Here is an 18,685-nt window from a genome sequence, read left to right on the forward strand (position 1 = left end):
GCCCGGCCTATGCAAATCTTATACTCGCAAAGCGGCCTTTGTATCAATTAATAACTACAAAGGCCTATGGCATTTTATTTAATTTTTTGACTACTAAACTCTTGTTCCAAGTCCTTTTCTAATTCTACGCTTTTCAGTTCCTTCTTGAATAGAGAATAATAATTTTGAGCTGATTTTGACGAGTTAAAAGAAATTTCCTTTTTATTCCCTTTTTCCAGAAATGCTGCTTTAGCAGCTACAAAGTCTCCAGTTTGACGCGCTTGACGGATAATTTCTAATTGTTCTGCGACCGTTGCCGGTATTTTCTTAGTTTTACCATCAACGGTAATGGTATGTTTCGTCCATTGCAATCCCACATTCCAATTCTTATTTCGAATATATTCTTCCGCCTTATCCAAAAAGAGCATGGCATTATATTGATTCGAATTTTCGATTTGGTTTATACGTGATGCTATTTGTTTAGATAATTCAGAAAGTTGTAGTTCATAAGATTGTTCAGGTTCTCCTTTTAAATTATCAACAACTTTTTGATGGGGGAGAACTGATTCTAAACCCTTACAAACTTCCTGTGCGGCAAGCAACTGTTCACGTACTTCGATAAATTTTTTTCCGCTTAGGTCATTGAAATCTAAAGATTTAAAGTCGTCTTGAAGAACTTTTAAAAGTTGAACCGGAGAAATAGAAATTTCATCTTTCATGACTTGGTCCGACAAAATAGACCATTCATCATCTTTTTCCATAAATGGAGCATAAGCGAGTATGCTGGATCGCATAGATTGCATTTGTTGGGAGATGGTTAATTCATATTGTTTTTCGACAAACTCCTTGTCAAAAAGGTCTAATTCTTGCAAGTCTGGATCAATATTGAACTGATAAATATCCGGTTTATGTTTTATGGAAACGGTATACTGGGCTGATTTTAATTCCTCATGCTTTTCCTTCAACTTCACTTTATTTTGATCTACTGTCAAGTCACTGAAATTCCCGGAAAAAATACTGCTAACTATCATGGTTCTTGAGATCTGCGCTTCAGGAGCCAAGAAAGTAGGTGAAATGGATCGTGCAAACTTCTCATCCATAGCTATGATTTTATCGGCTTGAGCTTTTAACTTAGTAAGTTCTTCACGAAAACTAGCTTTATTTGCAGGGGGGGTAGTGACTAATTCACGAAGTTTACTGTTGATAGCTTCTAAAGATTTATGCGCATCACGATAGTAGGATTGTACAAAATCTTTTTTAATTTCTGGGGACATCTCGGGGTAGCGTTCAAGTCCTGCCAATAGGAATTGCTCTTTATAGCGTTTTTGCACGTCTTCTTTTTTACTCAATTCGGGCAATTTAGCAAGTATCACTGACATTTTTACGTCGATGACAATTGGAGAATGTGTAAATTCATGAGCTTTAAAATTAGGAATGATGGGTAAATAGGATGCAAAAGCATTTCTCTTGCCAACACCATAATCGGCAGGAGCTCTTTCCTTATCCCCATTTAAGTAAGCAATAACTCCATTATAAGCGCCTAACTCATAGTTAAAATCGACTAAGTATCGGAAAGAATCCTCTTTATCCGGACTTACTTTTACAGTGCGATAATTGCTTTGATTACGCGTTTGTTGAATAATATTTTCATTATCATCTAAGAATACAACATCCTCCTCTCTTAAGGTTTCCTTCCGCTCCAGAGATAGTTTATGCGCAGCGAGCCGGCTTTCATAAAATGAGTCGATTTGCGCTATATTAAAATAATCTTTATTGTCATGAATCAGTTTCACTTTATTTTCTGTATTCCACTGTTCCTGAAGTTTTCTTTTTTCCTCCTTAAAAATCTCCTTATCTTTAATGTGTTTTAACTGTTCATTGAATTGTGCTTCGAATCCATATCCCTTTGTTAAACGCTCTGGCTTATCAGAATCCAAAATAATAGCTTTTAAAGTTGTTTCTATTGATGGTTTTGGTGAGCCTATGTTTTCCCTTAACTTCTCTGCTAAAGCTAACAAAGCCGTCCATGCTTCTTTCTTCGGTTCGGACTCATCAATTGCTAAAGCTTTTCTTTGTTCAGTTGATTTAAAATCAGCAAATATTTTGTTTTGTATTTCCTCATAACCTTGAGGTTTTTCCAGATCATGATAATGCCTTCGGATAGAATCCAAATGATTGAATTTCCCAGATGCCAATCGATGGGCTCGCTTTTCAAGTGAGTCGATTTCAGATTGTATCTTGTCTATTTTTTCTCGCGTTTCTTGCTTAATTGCTTCTGGCTGATGAGGTGCTTGAACGAGTTGTTTGGATAATTCCTCTTTTTGCTGTTTTAATTTATTTATTTTTTCATCAAAATAACTAAGGGTTAAGGATTTCTCATTTCGTAATGTTGGAGTATCCAGAAATGTAAGCATGGATGGAATATCTATTCCAGTTTCTTTTAGAATCATTTCTTTTAATTGGGCGACCGATGTCCCTTTCTCTGTTGAACCTTCGTCTTTATCCAAACCTGGGGTCCGATTGGTAGCAATTGCAACTTTTATATTATTTTTTTGGGCATACTTTAAAATAGGTATCAGTGCTTCTGCCCGTTTAAGTTTATTCTTTTCTAAATCAAGGAGCGTTTCGTCAACATCGAAGACGATAAGTTTTGGACGCTCAGGATATTTACCCCTTTGCTTTTTAGGTTCAACTATTGATTCAAAATGGTCAATTTCTTCTTGAGTTTCTCGATGGGCCACTGATTGAGAAGCATCACTCAATTCTTTGATTCTTAGAGCATTTTCTATAGATAACTTATGTTGTTCTTCCGTTATCTGCTTCGATTTTAAGTACTCCGCATTGAAATCTACAAGACCCTTTAATTTAAGATTAAACTCAGAAATCATAGAATTGAGAACTTCATCATCTTGATTAGGTTTTACTTTTTTGTATTCTGCAATCAGCTCATCAAATTGTTTTTGTAATTCAACAAACTCTGGAGTCCTTAATTGGATATTACGCTCAAGACGGTTATAGTCTTTTTGTAAATTTTCGAGCCTTATTTTTAAATCGGTTGTCAGTTCAAGACCAGAAGTGGCTTTTGAAATAAGTTCAAGACCAGAAGTGGCTTTTGAAATGAGTTCAACGACTTCTTTTCGTGCTTTTTCATACTCTTGTGGGCTGGGACTGCTAGGTTTCTGAGGTTTCTCATCTAAACGAATAACCCCATCTCCAGAGACTACGCGATAAGACGTAGCTAGGTCACCGATATCTCCTAGTAATTGGTTAAATATCTGCTTATGAACTCCATCTTGATCCTCACCAAGATACTCAGGCGGAAGTTTTTCTAATACAGCAGAGCCTAGAGCTTCTACAAAGGCTGACAATTCTTGTTCTTTTTTGGGTTCAACCTTTTTAACTTCACTAATTATAATTAATTGAATCGAAGGTATATAGGTATTTTCTCTTTTGCCTTGGAAAAGTTTCTCTAACCTGGTTTGAATTTGAGGGTGGGGATCCTCGGGAGCTTTGGTAAATTCCAGTATAGTTTTAAGGGCTGTAAATTGAGCGTTTAAGTCCTTCCACTTAGTCGGATCGAGTTCATTAGCGGCCCTATATTCCCCTAACTGTTGATATAGACCCTCCATTTTTAAAGCGATTTGAGAAGGCTCTAAGGCAAATCGATCATAGCCTAAAAAGAATATTTGCTCTGCCAGATTGCTGTATTTATTAAATTCAGTAATCATTGATTGTTGGTCTTGATCTTTTTTATCACTGGATTTTTCAAGTAGACCAATCAAAGGTTTGTACTGATGATATTCTTTTTCTAATTTCTCAAATTGTTCTTTGGTGAGCGGGACATCAGAACTAAAGGCATTCATCATTGCATCCAGCTTTTCTGAAATAGTATTGCTCACATCAATACGTAATTGTGCTTTATTGGGCAATGATAAATTCTCTGAATTTTTTAAGTAGGCCTCTTGAATATGGGTTATAAAAGAAAAAGTGGATTTTTCTATCTTCTCCCGTTCTTTTTGAGCGTCTTCTGAAGTGATTTGCAACGCTTTTTCCCTTGAGGCCACCTCCATTAATAGGTTGTCTTTCTCATCATATATTTTGGCTATGAGTTCAACATAATTGTCATCATTAGTTTGCAAGCGAATGTATAACTGCAAGTCATCCCAACTTTTATTGGTGGCAGCATTTTCCTTAAATTCACGAACTAAATAATCGGTAGTATTTTTTATTTCTTCAAATGAAGCTTTTGTTTTTTCAGATAAAAGTGGATTACGACTTACTTTTTCAATCCACTGCGGCAATTGCTCCCTGGGAGTGGCGCTTAATTCTTGGTATCTCTCCATTAATTCATGAAGCGCCTTATATTCTCCTCTCATTAGATTTTTATCCTGAGGGAGGCCAATTAGCTTTATCGTTTGATCAATTTCTTGTTTTAATAGGGTTCCATAAATAACGTAGGGGCCAATATCTCCATTATCTATTGCTTCAAAATCAATTTGATCTTGAAAGAGATAACCAGTGTCTTCGACATATTGTTCTTGAATAGGGGTTTCTACAAATTCTCTTATAGATTGAGGGGTTTTTTCAGAACGCATTTGGGCCAGTCTTTCTTGATGAGTAAGCTGACTGTATTTCGGGTTTAAAGATGCTAAAAGATAAGCAACTTGAGCGCTACGCCCTTTTCCTCCGCGACAATGAGTATGGATATTTTGTTCCGGAGGAGTGGTTTTACCTATTTCTTGAACATAAGCTAATTCTTCTGAAGTAAATTCTAAAGGTTGTTTATCACGAATTGGAAAGTGGTGAACTTGGATGGGTTGACTCCCATTAATGCTGATTTCATAAGTTATAAATCTTCCAACTTTTTTAATTGGATGTGAATTGACTTGGAGGTCCATCAGTTCAGGAAGATCAGGAAGTTTGACCTTGCCATTCTCATCAGGAATAAAATAATTAATAAAATCTTCTTCTAAAACTCGATCTTCTAATATTTTTCTGTCCTCAAAGCCATCTTGGGGAAAATAGGGGAACGTCCTACCCATAGCAAATACATGGGCTACTTTATTTAAGCGTAAGTTGTCTAAAAATACAGCGATATCTCTTTTAGGATCGTAGTGTTCTGGAGCAGATTCAGGCGTAGTAGCACGACTCGAGTGAGGTCCTGGAGAGATAGACACATTAGTGTCTTTAAAACGGTAATACCCTCCTCCAATCATTTGTTGCGCTGGACCTGAAAGCTCCATACTTAATGGGTTTTTTAATTTAATGTCCCTAGGCGGCCAAAAATCGGCAAAGACTTCTTTATCTAACCCTTTATCAGGTTGATGCGAACGTATTAGTTCTAGTTCAGCCTCTAGCTGCAATTTTCTCTTTTTTGAACGCTCATCATTTTTGCCGGCTAAAGAGTCTATTCCATCTTGAACTGACATTAATTTCATATAACTTAAAGAAGAGAGATCAATGATGACAGTAGAGATTGCTGATTCAAAAATAATTTTTTCTCTCATCGTGAGATGCTTGAGTGATCCATAACCATCCAACCTCGTTGCAATTCGCTGTTTATCAAATTCAATCCCGAATTTATCGGCTACGGTTTGATTTATTGAGCCATCGGGTTTAAATACTCCGTATGCGTCCAGTTCATATAGGGATAAAACCTTTTTTCCACTTGGTGTGGCTACCCAAGCAAGTGCTCTATCAAAAACAGATAGACTTATCTTTTCAGGATCGGCAAAAACTTGGGATAACCTAACTAAAAAATCTCGTTTTTCAGCATCAGTAAACATCACTTTTTCTCAAGTTAAGAAATAGATTTAATTAGATTATAGAACAAGCACATTAATAGATTATTAAATGTACTGCTGTTATTTCTTAAATTCTTTATGATTTTTTATTTTACAAGAGGAGCTATATAATTCTGAGCTTGATTTAGTTATCTACATTATGAAAACAATTGAATTAATCAAAGTTAAACCTTTAAGATATTCAGGTAAATCAATTAGCGAGCGAGCTTAGGCTGGGCTGCGAAGGCCATAGCCGTCAAGCTAAGAAGTAGATTTTTGGTGTTAAGCGGTTGAATTAATTAGAAAAAAAGATAGAGTACCCTTTTAAATTTTTTCCTAGCCGGGAAATAAAAAGAAAAAGGGACTCTATGCTGTTAAACAAAATATCAAATTTGCCACAAAAAATCTTTAATTTTTTAACTAAAGAAGCGCGAACACTTGGTAAGGAATATGGATTTACCAAACGTCAATCAAAAGTAACCGCTTCATCATTTATAAAAGCGTTGATTGTAGGGAACCTTAATCCACACTTTAGTTTGGAGCAGTTGAGTAGTTTACTTAGGAAAGAAAAAATATCTATCACGAAACAGGGTATTCACGAGCGTTTTAACGAGGCAACGGTGAAGTGGTTAGCAGCACTTTCAAATGCTTGCTTAAACCATTTCAAGGCCGAAAAAATGTCTGCCATTAAAGGATTAAAAGGATTTAGCCATATCAATATTGTGGACAGCAGTACGATTTCTTTACCGAGTATTTTCAATACATTATTTAAGGGAAGTGGAGGAGCTGCCTCTGATGCTGCACTAAAAATTCAAGTCATGTTTGACTATCTTGAAGGACAAATCAAAGCATTGACTTTAACCGACGGATGTCATAATGACCAAGGCTTTGATCATTATTTTAGGGAAGTAGAAAAAGATGCACTTTATTTAATGGATTTAGGATATTTTAAACTGAGTTCCTTTCAGAAAATTATAGATGGAGGTGCTTTTTTTGTCACTCGCTTTCGCACTAAAACCACTTTGTTTCAAACCGATCATCAGCCGATTGATTTACTAAAAACACTTTCTAATGCAGGAGCTCTCTTTTCACAACCCGTACTTTTAGGAGCAAAAGACAAAATCCCCGTGCGAATTGTTGCAACACGACTCCCTTCTCAAATCGCCGAACAACGGCGACATAAGCTCAAAGAAGGATTGCGACGTCGAGGCATGAAGCCTAGTAAAGAAGCTCTCGCTCTGCAAGATTGGTCTATTTACATTACCAATACCTTAAAAACACAAATAACGGATGAGGATATACATCAAACATATGCCTTGCGATGGCAAATAGAGTTATTCTTTAAGTTAAGCAAATCTTTAATGAAAATAAATCACTTCCGCACTCATAAATCTACTCGATTACTCACTGAAATATATAGCAAATTTATTACAATGATGCTGTTTTTCTTATTATGTAATCCTGTCAGAATTCATCTTGCAAAAGACATTTCTTTTTATAAATCTTGTGCCTTGCTCCTCTTCAAATCCGCTTTACTGACCAAGGCGTTCTCTTCTCTCTATCGCTTAAAATTATTTATTGCTGATTTCTTTGAGGACCTTGCTCTCTTTGCCGTCAAAGAAACGAAAACTAAGTTTCTTGCCAACCCTTTTCCAGGAGATTGCTTTTAGCTCCGATTGCTTAGCTTGACGGCTATGGGCTAAAGCCCAACCTACATCTTATTTAATTACTCTACTTAAAAAATCTGCGGATCTCATCCGGTAAAGACACCGATTTATTTTGAACATAATCCACCCAAACAATTTTACAACTGCCTTGGGCCATCAGTAGCTCATCCTGGTATAAATCGTGGTCCATCATCATGCTGGAATTTCCCAGACTGTGTATTTTGGAACACAACGTCACTGTCGCCGGATAAATGACCGGTTTTAAAAAAGTGCATGCGACATGAATTACTACGGGCCCGGTATTTTCAGTCATACTGATATTGAGTTGTCGTAACCATTCAATACGGGCTTCCTGAAAATAATCAAAATAGCGTGCATTGTTTACATGCCCCAGTGCATCCATATCCCCCCAAGCGATGGAAAAAACTTTTTTATGTACTTCAATTTTCGACTCAACCACTTATCGACCTCCTTCAAGATAAATCCATAGGATCCACATCCACATTCCACCGTACACCATTACTTAATTTATTTCCCATAAGCCATTCTCGTAATTGCGTTAAAACATTTTTTAATTTTTTTCGCGATGAGGACTTAAGTAACAGTTGCATCCGATATTGATTGGCTTTACGTGGCATTGGAGCAGGTGCTGGCCCCATCACCGTGATGGAGTGTTCTAGCATTTGCTCTTTCGCTGCATGTAAAAATTTTAATACACTTCCAGCGACCTTTCCTTGTGCCCTGATTATGGCCAAATAGTGAAAAGGAGGAAGTTGAGCTTGTTGCCGGGTAGTTAATAACGCATCCGCAAAACTATCATATCCTTGCTGAATCAATAAATTAAGTAACGGGTGATTGGGTAAATGCGTTTGAATCAAAACCTGACCGTCGTGGTCTGCACGCCCTGCACGCCCTGAAACTTGCATTAATAGCTGCCCTAAATGCTCTAGAGCTCGGAAATCCTGATTATAAAGTCCCGCATCTGCATCCAGAATAACCACTAAAGAGAGACGAGGAAAATGATGGCCTTTTGCTAACATTTGGGTGCCAACGATTAACTGTGCCTCGCCTTGATGAATTTTGTTTAGATGTTCATTTAAAGCGTTTTTTTTACGCACGGCATCACGATCGATGCGCACTACTTCCGTATTCGGAAAATAAGCGCTTAGAAACTCATGGATACGTTGGGTTCCAGCCCCAACTGGAATCAATTCCATGCTTTGACAGCTTTGGCAATGACTCGGAGTTTTTTGGGTCAATCCACAATGATGACAGATCATCTGCCCTAACTGTTTATGCAGCGTTAAATGGCTATCACAAGCACGACAGTCAGCCATCCAGCCACATTGATGGCATAACAAAACTGGGGAAAACCCACGACGGTTGATGAATACCATTACCTGATTTTGTTTGCGTAAATGCTCTTTAATGACGTGCAACGTTGTTGCTGCCAAACCATGCTGTAATGTTTGTGAACGTAAATCAATGAGTTGATAATGCAAAGGGGTAATTGAAAGCGCTTTATGATTCAGACGTAATAAGGTGTATTTCTTTTGCTTCACATTATGCATGCTTTCAAGGCTAGGGGTTGCAGAACCTAAAATAATAGGGATGTTGGCCAAATGCGCCCGCATTAGCGCCGCATCTCGGGCAGAATAACGTACTCCTTCCATTTGTTTCAATGATGCATCATGCTCTTCGTCAATGACAATGAGTCCTAAATTGGGCATAGGTGTAAACAGTGCAGCCCGCGTTCCAATCACCATTTGCACCTTGCTTTCCCTTGCTAATTGCCATGCAACTTGCCGCTCCGTTTCATTCAAACTGGAATGAATTACAGCAATTGGTTGCTTAAAACGTGCCGTAAAGCGTGAGACTAATTGCGGGGTTAACCCGATTTCAGGAACGAGCACTAAAACTTGTTTTTGTTGCGCTAATACTTGCGCGATTACCTGCAAATAGACTTCTGTTTTGCCACTCCCGGTAACCCCTTGCAATAAAAAGCATTGATATTGGTGTAAAGCTTCCGTGATCGCCGCCACAGCCACAGCTTGTTCGAGATTAAGTGTTAAAGGGGATGATAATGAGGCCTCTGCGTTTTCTGGGAGAATGATCTGCTGGGATAAAGAAATAACCTGAGCTGCAAGTAAATTACACAGTTGCGTGGAATTAAATCCCTTCTCTGTCAAACGATGTTTGGCCACCGGTTCCTTTTGTCCACTCAAGAACTCGATAAGCTCCAATTGCTTATGTGCACGAGCAGGGATACGCTTTTTGGCCTCATCGACAGGTAATACCAGTTGATAAAAATCCCCTGTCGGCAATTGGCAAGGTTCTCCTAATCGATATTTTTTAGGTAAAGCCAGGGGTAATACTTCAGATAAAGGCGATTGATAATAATTGGCAATCCATGAGCATAAAGTCAACATGGTTTCATCGATTAAAGGTTGTTCATCAATAACCGTATGAATGTTTTTTATGGAAGTCACATCATACGCAGAGTTGATTTTACCGATTACCACCCCTAACCGAGTTTGTTTGCGAAAAGGAACCCAGACTCGAACACCAATAGATGGGTTTAAACCTTCTGCGACATAATCAAAACAATCTCGATGCGTGTGTGGGATGCACACTTGATAAACAGTAACCCTTTCCTGCGATTTGCTCCCGGAACCCTCTTCATCGACACACTCTAAAGAAGTATCTTGAGCTGACACAGAATTTTTTCCAATAGAATGTTCGTGATCGGTGTTATTCATGCACTCTTTGCCATTGGTGACTGGCTGATTGTCCCGGAGCCGAAAACACCTTGACCACTACATGTTCAATACGATGTCGATCCAGCTCTTCCTTATCTTTAATCAATTCATTAACAAACCAACGTGATAACTCTTCAACGGTAATATTCGTTACTGGCAATAAAGTCACATCTTCTTTGAGGAAAGGAATTTTTTTGTGGTTAAACGTAAAATAATAATATTCTTCATCTTCAGCATACTCCAGAAAAGGAGAAAATTGCGGCATCAGAAACGTCTGATTTAAATAACGACATAATTTATGAATACGTTCTTTGTAATAACGATAGTCAAAAGTCATCCCATTTTCTTCAACCCAAGTGGTGAGTGCCAAATAAACTCCATACATATGACCGTGCAATGGTTCTCTTTCAGTTGCCGAGAAAATGGTTGTATGGCCAGCAGAAAATTTCATGGATTCTTTTTGTAATTCCACTGTGGTTAGGTATCTTTTTATCTTCATAAACTCACTCGTTTATCATTTAATAGAAATCCATTTAAGGAAACTTCTACATTCTTACTTAAGGCGATTACTTTAAATAACTCCCCCATTTCACTCGGAAGAGTAAGCTGTTTTATCGCTTGTTTTGCTCGTACTTGATCCAATTCATTATCCAAAGTATTTAATAAGCTTAGCAAACCGTTAGCCAGCAAAAAAGAGGCTTGATTGGTAAAACCCGCAATATGAAAACCCACTTGTTGTCCAGCCTCTGCTACATGCGTAAAATCCACATGCGCCGTAATGTCTTGCTCTCCTGGATGCAATAAAGGATTCGGATGGCTGTGATGTTGGTAATGACACATTAATGTTCCTTGATTACGATCTGGATGATAATACTCATGGCGGGAAAATCCGTAATCAATTAAAAACACCACCCCTTGCTTTAACATCTGATAAATATTCAGAATCCAATCATCAATAAAAAGATTCACTTCAGAGAGATAAGGCGCATCAGGCAAGGATAATCTGTTCTTTATATAATCCAGCAAGCGTTGATTATGGCAGGGTTCGAATCGTTCCGTTAATTGCTGCTGCTCATTCAAAGCAACATAACTTTCCATAATACCCTCTTCGGTTTTCATAAAACGATGTACTGGCATCGCGTCCAGAACTTCATTAGCCAACACCACCCCATTAAAAGGAACTTTAGGCCAACGATCAAGCCAGATAACCAAATGGGCTAAATGAGGAATTTTTTGTGCTATAAGTTCGCGTTGGCGATGCTGTAAATTGGCACTGACTTCCAAAATGTAATATGCTGCTGGTAAAGAATTTTGCTCTTCCAACTGTTCTAAAACCGCGACACAAAGAGCCCCTGAACCTGCACCAAATTCGAATAAAACAGGAGACTCAAGCGTCATGAGTACCTGTTGGCATTGATTCGCTAATGTTTTACCAAATAAAGGAGTTAACTCAGGAGCGGTAATAAAATCACCCTGTTTCCCTAATTTTTGTAACCCAGAACTGTAATATCCTTCACCAGGAGCGTACAATGCACACTGCATGAATTCCACAAAGGGGATCGACTGGCGTTGAGCCAGTAGGGTATGTAAAGTTTGTAATATACTCATAGTCAGTCATTTAAAAAATTGTAGCTAAAAACCTGGGCAACCCCGCCATTAGCAAATTATTCCCTTCTCCCCTTGGGGGGAGAAGGTGTCCGTGAGGACGGATGAGGGCCTCGTCCCGGACCCTTTCCAGCAAGTAGGAGGAGGGGCTTCTTTTTAATAGACAAAACCCAGGATAATCTAAAAAATAGGGAAAATACATTGAATCCGACAAACAAACAAGAAGCAAAAGTTGCTTTAGTCACTGGTGGAGCACGTCGAATTGGTGCCGCAACAGTCAAAACCCTGCATGCAGCAGGATATAAAACAATCATTCATTGCCATCATTCATTGCAAGAGGCTCATTCTCTTGCAGCAGGTTTAAATGAGCAACGACCAAATAGCGCCTTTGTTTTACAAAGAGAAATAACCGAATCGGGTGCAGCAGAAGAGATCATTACCTCCATACAAGATTGGACCGGTCGTTTGGATTTGTTAGTCAATAATGCCTCCGTTTTCATCCGTACTGAATTTACTGCATTTGTTGAAACGGATTGGGATGCTCTTTTTAATGTCCATGTTAAGGCACCCTTTTTACTGAGCCTTGCAGCGCGTCCATTACTGGCCAAACATTCTGGAGCCATTATCAACATAACGGATACCCATGCAGAAAAACCACTGAAAGGCTACTCGGTGTATTGTCAAAGCAAAGCTGCCTTGGAAATGCAAACGAAAAGCTTGGCCCGCGAATTTGCTCCCGAAATCAGGGTCAATGCCATTGCTCCAGGCGCAACCGCCTGGCCTGAGAATTTCAACACGCTCACTCCAGAAAGAAAAGAAGAAATTATTGCGAAAACTCCATTAAAAAAACATGGTGATCCAGAATATATTGCCCAGGCCATTGTAGCTTTGGCTGAAAATCCCTATATCACCGGGCAGATACTTAAAGTGGATGGCGGAAGAAGCTTGCTAGGCTAAATAAATTATTATCTAATTGCTTAATGAAGAAACTTATTAAATAATAGGTAAAAAACACAAGGAGATCGTGACTTTATGAAAAAAATAGGAGCTTTTCTATTTATTGCCTTAAATACCAGTTTGCTACATGCTGGGGCTATGGGGGTAATAAAACCCTCTTGCGAGACTGATGATGTAACTGTTCCCTGTCCATGCAATGCATGGGAAATAGGTATTAGCGCTTTATATTTACAACCAAACACTAATTCAGACCTGCTCAACCCTACATTGACTGTAAATCATTTCCAAACGGATGGCACAACTACCCAAACGTTCAATACCATTAAATCCTCTTGGGATTGGGGTTTTTTGCTGGAAGGAGGCTATCATTTTAACACTGGAAATGACCTTAATTTAAATTGGTTGCACTTTAGAGGAAATCATTCCAGTAGTATCCTTACCAACATCAATGAAAACCCAGCGGTAAACCCATTTATAGCAGATATTACTACTCATTTGAGATTCGACACTTATTTTGATGCGGTCAATCTTGAATTGGCACAAAGCAGCTCCTTTGGTGAAAATACAGACATCCGTTTTTATGGCGGAGGACAATATGTCAACTCCAAGATTAAACGTGCGGAATATGATTTTGAAAATGTCATTTTCTTCCCTCCTAATACTGTGGTTCAAGAATCAGTAGCTCATACGAAATTCCAAGGTGCAGGCCCTCGTGTGGGGATAGACATGGCTCATAAACTGAACCATGGTTTCGCTGTATTTGCTCAAAGTGCTACAGCAATACTCCTTGGCGAAAGAAAAGCAAAATTATCAGGGGCAAATATAAGCGGACCCAATGTTTTTCCTTTTAGCGCGCAAGCCAAAGGCACCCATATCGTTCCCGAATTGGAAGCACAATTAGGCTTAAGCTATCAATGGGGCAGCTGCATGAGCGGACAACTTACCTTAATGGGCGGTTGGATGTGGCAACATTATTTTGATATGTTTCTTCTTCCTCCCGGAGGAAACTCTAATCCTGCAACAGTTGTAACCCAGAATGATTTCTCTCTGGATGGTCCTTTTATCAAAGCAAAATGGCTTTCTTGATGTTAAAGTCCTTTGCACTGGGTACTACCCTTATCCAATCATGTGCCGCGGGTTATCCGCGGCATCAATTAAGGTAGATCCAAAATGGCTTTCACAGAAAAGCCTCAGCACATAGGCAGGGGGGGAGTTATTACGGCGCGTCTTCATAAAATAGTAGGAGCGCTATTTTTCCTCCTGCTGATCGCATCGTTTTTGTTTAAAGGTACAAGCGATTATTCGATTTTACTGATCAGCTACAGCTTGATGCTCGTAGTTCTAGTCCGTTCTATTTCTTTTCATTGGCCTTCAAAATCGATTCAAACGTCCACCCTAACATTTTTGCTGGCTATCTGGCTTGCCTGGACAACTATCCCGCCGCTGCTGGGCTGGGTTCCGAATACCGCTTTTTTCGGCATTTTCCAGTGTACGGCCTGGATCTTTGGATTTTTTTTAATGGCTCAAAAACCTCTTACTGAATGGTTATGGCAAAATTTGCTGAGGATACTCTGGGTATTGGGTTTAATCTGTGCGGTGTATGCTCTTATGCAACTCTTGGTTAGAAATGCAATGCCTACTGGATTTTTTGCAAGTAAAAATACTGCCGCAGCCTTTTTAATGATGGTTAACCTATTATTGATGGGAAAATTCTTTAGCTTAAATCATCCTGAATTTATTGACATAAACTCATCCAAAGTACCCAAGATACTTCATAAGGCTTTTCTTTTAATCAGTATTTACATGATCACCTTTGCTTTATTCGCGGCATTAAGCCGCGGCGTGATCCTTTGTTTTATTTTCTTCACTGTACTAGAAATTGCTTTGTCTCGTCAGGCGATAAAAATAAAAACGATTTATCAATTATCCGCAGTCCTGGTTCTGGCTTTAATTACTCTGTATCTCTTGGCGCAACCTGCCATACATCATCGACTGGATTTACTTGCTCATGAGAAATCACGTCTCGTTATTTGGCAAGGTGCATGGCACTTATGGCAAATAACCCCTTGGTACGGTTTAGGTATTTTCAATTTTAAACAGTACTATCCGGCATTTAGTTTACCCGGCGATGGCTCAAATCTCGAATACGCGCACAATGACTTTTTACAATTATTAATTGAAACAGGAGTTCCTGGTGTTGTTATTCTAATGGGTGTGATGGTAACTTTCATTGTTTATTTAAGCCGCTACTTAAAAAAGCAAAATAAAAATCCCATAACCTGTATCCAAGCTATGGCTTGTTTTGCCGCATTAGGTGCTTTAATTTGCCATAGTATTATTGATTTCAACTTCTACGTATTTCCCATGAATCTCCTCATGGGATGTTGTTTAGGATATCTCTATTATTTCTTTAAGAAAGAAGGCTGTGTCCAAATTTATTTATTGTCAGCTGGAAAAAGTATTTGGATTCTACAAAGCAGTCTAATGATATTTCTTTTACTTTTAAGCAGTTACTTTATCCGTTTTTTAATCCTAGAACACTATATAGGGAAAACGGAGACGGCACTTCAGGAAAAACAATTTCGTCAGGCAGTTCATCACAGCAACCAGGCTTTAAAGTCATTTCATTTTGTGGAAATTCAAAGTCTGCAAATCGATGCGTACCTCCAATTGATCCAGAATGCAACATCAGAGCACCTACGTCATTATTGGACAGAAAAAGCGGTAACTGCCATTAATCATGCAATCGCGATGAATCCCTACTTTGCCCGTTCTTATTTTCAAATGGCTTTGTTACAAAGCTTAGTGTTTAATGAGCCCCGAGAGGCAAAAGAATATTTTCTTAAGGCGCTAAAAAATAATCCACATTTTTGTTTGGCTCGACTTACTTTTGCCCGCTTCTTAGTAGAGGAAAAAGAACTGCAGCCCGCTCAGCAAGTTTTGGAGGCTGGTCTTCATTATCCCATTCCTCCGGATTATATTGAGCTTTATCTCAATTATCTGGCTAAACTTCGTTTTGAAAACGGTGATCAGCAAGGAGCCCAAAAAGTAGCCGAACGATTACAACATCTGTATGTTTATCAACAAGATTATAGTGATCTAATCTAAGTTTTCTTCAAATGTTCCATCTAAAAATTCAATGAACAAAAAGCATTTTTCTGGAGACCATCAAATAATTACTGGATCTGTGGTAAATACAGCAAAAAATTGATGTATTTTTTCTAGAGAGTCCAATTGATAAAAACGTTGCAACAATGACGCATCAAACATTAACCCAAAATAGTAACGTACTAGAGATTTACTTTGCAAAATTGCTTTATATTCATTTTCTAATGCAGCCAGACCCTGTAAGTGATGCATAAATAAATTAATTTTTTCATCGAGGTTCACAACCCCATGGGATTGTTGCAGTAACTGCTGATAAAGCCAAGGCTTGCCAGTTCCAGCGCGCGATATCATATACGCATCACAACCACTTACTTCGATTGCTCTTTGTAAACTGGTCACATCGTGAATATCGCCATTTGCAATCACAGGAATAGTAATACCTTGTTTGATTTGCGCGATTTGCTGTAAATCAGAGGCCACATCGTAGTCATCAATCCAACGCCGTCCATGCACAATCAGGGCATCCGCTCCCGCTTCTTCAATTTGCTTCGCCAGTACAAGATCCTGTTTATTGCCTTGTATGCGAATTTTAATCGTTAAAGGAATAGTAATTGCAGCGCGAACTTCTTTTATAATTTGAACCAATTGCTCTGGAACGTCCAGCAAGGCACTTCCCGCCCCCTTTTTACGTATTTTGGGTTTAGGGCATCCACAATTTATATCAATGATGTCGGCGCCATGGAGCTGCAACCGTTGCGCAGCTTGTGCCAGAATGTGCGGCTCGGTCCCTGCAATTTGATAAGCAAGAATCTGTTCCTCGGGCGCTCGGTAAATGTAACGTGAGTTTGCAGAGTGTTTATACAGAATATCTGTTGCAGAACTCATTTCAGTAACACAATATGCAGGTGACGCATATTGATTAAATAAGATTCTGAATGGTGCACAGCTATAACCAGCCAAAGGACCTTGAATTAATCGATTGCCTAGAGTCAAAGAACCCAATTTAAAAGAACTATTAAGAAAAGCGTGCATCAATTTATTTCATGGATATAATGAGGGCCTATTTTAACATACTTGAACCTAAAAAAAGCAGTTAAAATCACTGCGCAAGCTATAGGTACCGAATTAAACAGGAACAGCTTTTTATGGACAAACGTTACTTATCCCCTCTGGAAATGCTCAATATTGCAACACAACATGCCTATGCAGCAGATTATCTGTTACAACAAATTACCGATTGGACCTTTCGACAAGCCGATCCACTTGCCGTATTAACCCCTGTTACTTCGCTGATGTACCAAGCGTTTCAACTGACATTAAAAGCTTATTGTTTGCATGAACACCGTCCTGTTAAAGAACACAAGAAACTTATGGAGCTGGTTGAATTAAATAGCCATTTGGGTTTTTCTCGCCAAGAACTTGTTTTATTAAAGACACTAGCAAAGCAACAGGTTTTTCTTAAGGGAACGGATTACGATTTATGGGAAAATCAACAACAGCTCCATGTTTTTTGTGAAGAAATTCTTTCGCTGTATCAAAAGCTACAAACGATGATGCCACTAGAGCTTCATCCTGATTACCAGCAATAATCAATACCGTGACCTGGGTAAAGCGAGACGTAGCCTCAGGTTTCTGACATCATCCTAAGTGCCGCGGCCATCCCCCCGACAAAAGCCTCCTCATCCCTGGAGATGCTCGGGCTGACGAGAACTCAGTTGTTCTTCCCCACTTGGCAGCGCGTACAATTCAAGTTAGGATAAGTTCTCTTAATTTTATTCTTCGATGTTTTTCATATTTAAGGTAGAAATTATGGCGCAGGTAGAAGACAATAAAACTGGAAATGCTGTACAGCACCAAATATTACAGTTAAGTCATCGCTTAAATTCGCAAATTTTAGGCCAAAATGAATTAATCTCACGTTTGCTCATTGCCTTACTTGCTGATGGCCATTTACTAGTAGAAGGCGCCCCCGGATTGGCAAAAACCCGGGCGGTTAAAGAGTTATCTGATGGGGTTGAAGGCAATTTTCATCGCATCCAATTTACACCTGATTTGTTACCTGGCGATTTAACCGGTACGGATGTATATCATCCACAAAATGGTTCTTTTGTATTTCAACCAGGGCCTATATTCCATCATTTGCTTTTAGCAGATGAAATTAACCGTGCCCCAGCAAAAGTACAATCGGCCTTACTTGAAGCAATGGCTGAAAGACAAGTTACTATAGGAGGCAAGACCTATCCACTGCCTGAATTATTTTTAGTTATGGCAACCCAAAACCCCATTGAGCAGGAAGGAACATATCCTTTGCCTGAAGCCCAATTGGACCGATTTTTGATGTACGTAAAAATTAGTTATCCTGATGCCAAAGTAGAGCACGATATATTGGCATTATCACGCAAAGAAGCCCTAGGCGCTACAATGGCCACCAAACCACTCTCATCAGAGAAATTATCACAAAAAACATTATTCGAAGCACGGAAACAAGTACTTAATGTGCATACAAGCGAAGCATTGGAAAACTATCTAGTGCAATTAGTGGTCGCAACACGTAATCCGGGTATATACAGTGAAGAACTAGGCCGTTGGTTGCGTTTTGGTGCCAGCCCGCGCGCCACCATTGCTTTGGACCGCTGTTCCAAAGCTCATGCCTGGCTTTCTGGTAGAGATTATGTCACTCCAGATGACATTCATGTTATTGCGCATGATGTATTACGACATCGAATTTTGTTAAGTTTTGAAGCTGAGGCGGAAGGAATCAACAGCAATGATTTTATTGACTCTTTATTACGTTTAGTTGCTGTTCCGTAGCTTGGGGTTTAGGACA

12 protein-coding genes are annotated in these 18,685 nt (G+C 39.0%); 6 read left to right on the forward strand and 6 right to left on the reverse strand.

Annotation, left to right across the window (positions count from 1 at the left end; translation table 11 throughout):
- Positions 1-74 precede the first annotated feature (74 nt).
- Positions 75-5,765 carry a hypothetical protein gene (locus tag OQJ26_RS09385; RefSeq protein WP_265703656.1) on the reverse strand — a complete coding sequence of 1,897 codons (5,691 nt, stop codon included), beginning with the start codon at positions 5,763-5,765 and terminating at the stop codon, positions 75-77.
- A gap of 365 nt (positions 5,766-6,130) precedes the next feature.
- Between OQJ26_RS09385 and OQJ26_RS09390 the strand changes: the two genes are divergently transcribed.
- On the forward strand, positions 6,131-7,432 hold the full coding sequence (locus OQJ26_RS09390) for an IS4 family transposase (RefSeq protein WP_265701860.1): 1,302 nt from the start codon (positions 6,131-6,133) through the stop codon (positions 7,430-7,432).
- 61 nt (positions 7,433-7,493) lie between these two features.
- Here OQJ26_RS09390 and OQJ26_RS09395 read toward each other — a convergent pair whose 3' ends face one another.
- The 4 genes from OQJ26_RS09395 to OQJ26_RS09410 are packed head-to-tail and all read right to left on the reverse strand — an operon-like array spanning position 7,494 to position 11,796.
- Positions 7,494-7,889: an acyl-CoA thioesterase gene (locus OQJ26_RS09395; RefSeq protein ID WP_265703589.1), complete on the reverse strand. Its 396-nt coding sequence runs from the start codon at positions 7,887-7,889 to the stop codon at positions 7,494-7,496.
- Positions 7,890-7,902: 13 nt separating this feature from the next.
- The gene (locus OQJ26_RS09400) at positions 7,903-10,188 is read right to left on the reverse strand and encodes a primosomal protein N' (RefSeq protein ID WP_265703590.1); all 2,286 of its coding nucleotides are present in this window, start codon (positions 10,186-10,188) and stop codon (positions 7,903-7,905) included.
- Entirely contained in the window at positions 10,181-10,687 is a 507-nt protein-coding gene (locus OQJ26_RS09405; protein ID WP_265703591.1) for a 6-pyruvoyl trahydropterin synthase family protein, read from the reverse strand. Before OQJ26_RS09405 ends, OQJ26_RS09400 begins: the two co-directional genes overlap by 8 nt.
- Positions 10,684-11,796, reverse strand: coding sequence for a class I SAM-dependent methyltransferase (locus tag OQJ26_RS09410; protein WP_265703592.1), 1,113 nt, complete (start codon positions 11,794-11,796; stop codon positions 10,684-10,686). The genes OQJ26_RS09405 and OQJ26_RS09410 overlap by 4 nt, the downstream gene beginning before the upstream one ends.
- 198 nt (positions 11,797-11,994) lie before the next feature.
- Between OQJ26_RS09410 and OQJ26_RS09415 the strand changes: the two genes are divergently transcribed.
- The 3 genes from OQJ26_RS09415 (at position 11,995) to OQJ26_RS09425 (ending at position 15,858) form a co-directional block, all read left to right on the forward strand.
- On the forward strand, positions 11,995-12,750 hold the full coding sequence (locus tag OQJ26_RS09415; protein ID WP_265703593.1) for a pteridine reductase: 756 nt from the start codon (positions 11,995-11,997) through the stop codon (positions 12,748-12,750).
- A 75-nt stretch (positions 12,751-12,825) separates the two neighbouring features.
- Positions 12,826-13,836, forward strand: coding sequence for an Lpg1974 family pore-forming outer membrane protein (locus OQJ26_RS09420; protein WP_265703594.1), 1,011 nt, complete (start codon positions 12,826-12,828; stop codon positions 13,834-13,836).
- An 84-nt stretch (positions 13,837-13,920) separates the two neighbouring features.
- Positions 13,921-15,858: an O-antigen ligase family protein gene (locus tag OQJ26_RS09425; RefSeq protein ID WP_265703595.1), complete on the forward strand. Its 1,938-nt coding sequence runs from the start codon at positions 13,921-13,923 to the stop codon at positions 15,856-15,858.
- A gap of 60 nt (positions 15,859-15,918) precedes the next feature.
- Here OQJ26_RS09425 and OQJ26_RS09430 read toward each other — a convergent pair whose 3' ends face one another.
- The gene (locus tag OQJ26_RS09430; protein ID WP_265703596.1) at positions 15,919-16,890 is read right to left on the reverse strand and encodes a tRNA dihydrouridine synthase; all 972 of its coding nucleotides are present in this window, start codon (positions 16,888-16,890) and stop codon (positions 15,919-15,921) included.
- A 113-nt stretch (positions 16,891-17,003) separates the two neighbouring features.
- Here OQJ26_RS09430 and OQJ26_RS09435 point away from each other — a divergent pair, with 113 nt between their 5' ends.
- A complete protein-coding gene (locus OQJ26_RS09435; RefSeq protein WP_028382441.1) occupies positions 17,004-17,447 on the forward strand; it encodes a hypothetical protein in 444 nt (147 codons plus the stop codon).
- Between the two features lie 220 nt (positions 17,448-17,667).
- Positions 17,668-18,669, forward strand: coding sequence for an AAA family ATPase (locus tag OQJ26_RS09440; protein WP_265703597.1), 1,002 nt, complete (start codon positions 17,668-17,670; stop codon positions 18,667-18,669).
- The last annotated feature ends 16 nt before the right edge of the window (positions 18,670-18,685 follow it).

This window comes from Legionella sheltonii (assembly GCF_026191355.1).
Lineage (GTDB): Bacteria > Pseudomonadota > Gammaproteobacteria > Legionellales > Legionellaceae > Legionella > Legionella sheltonii.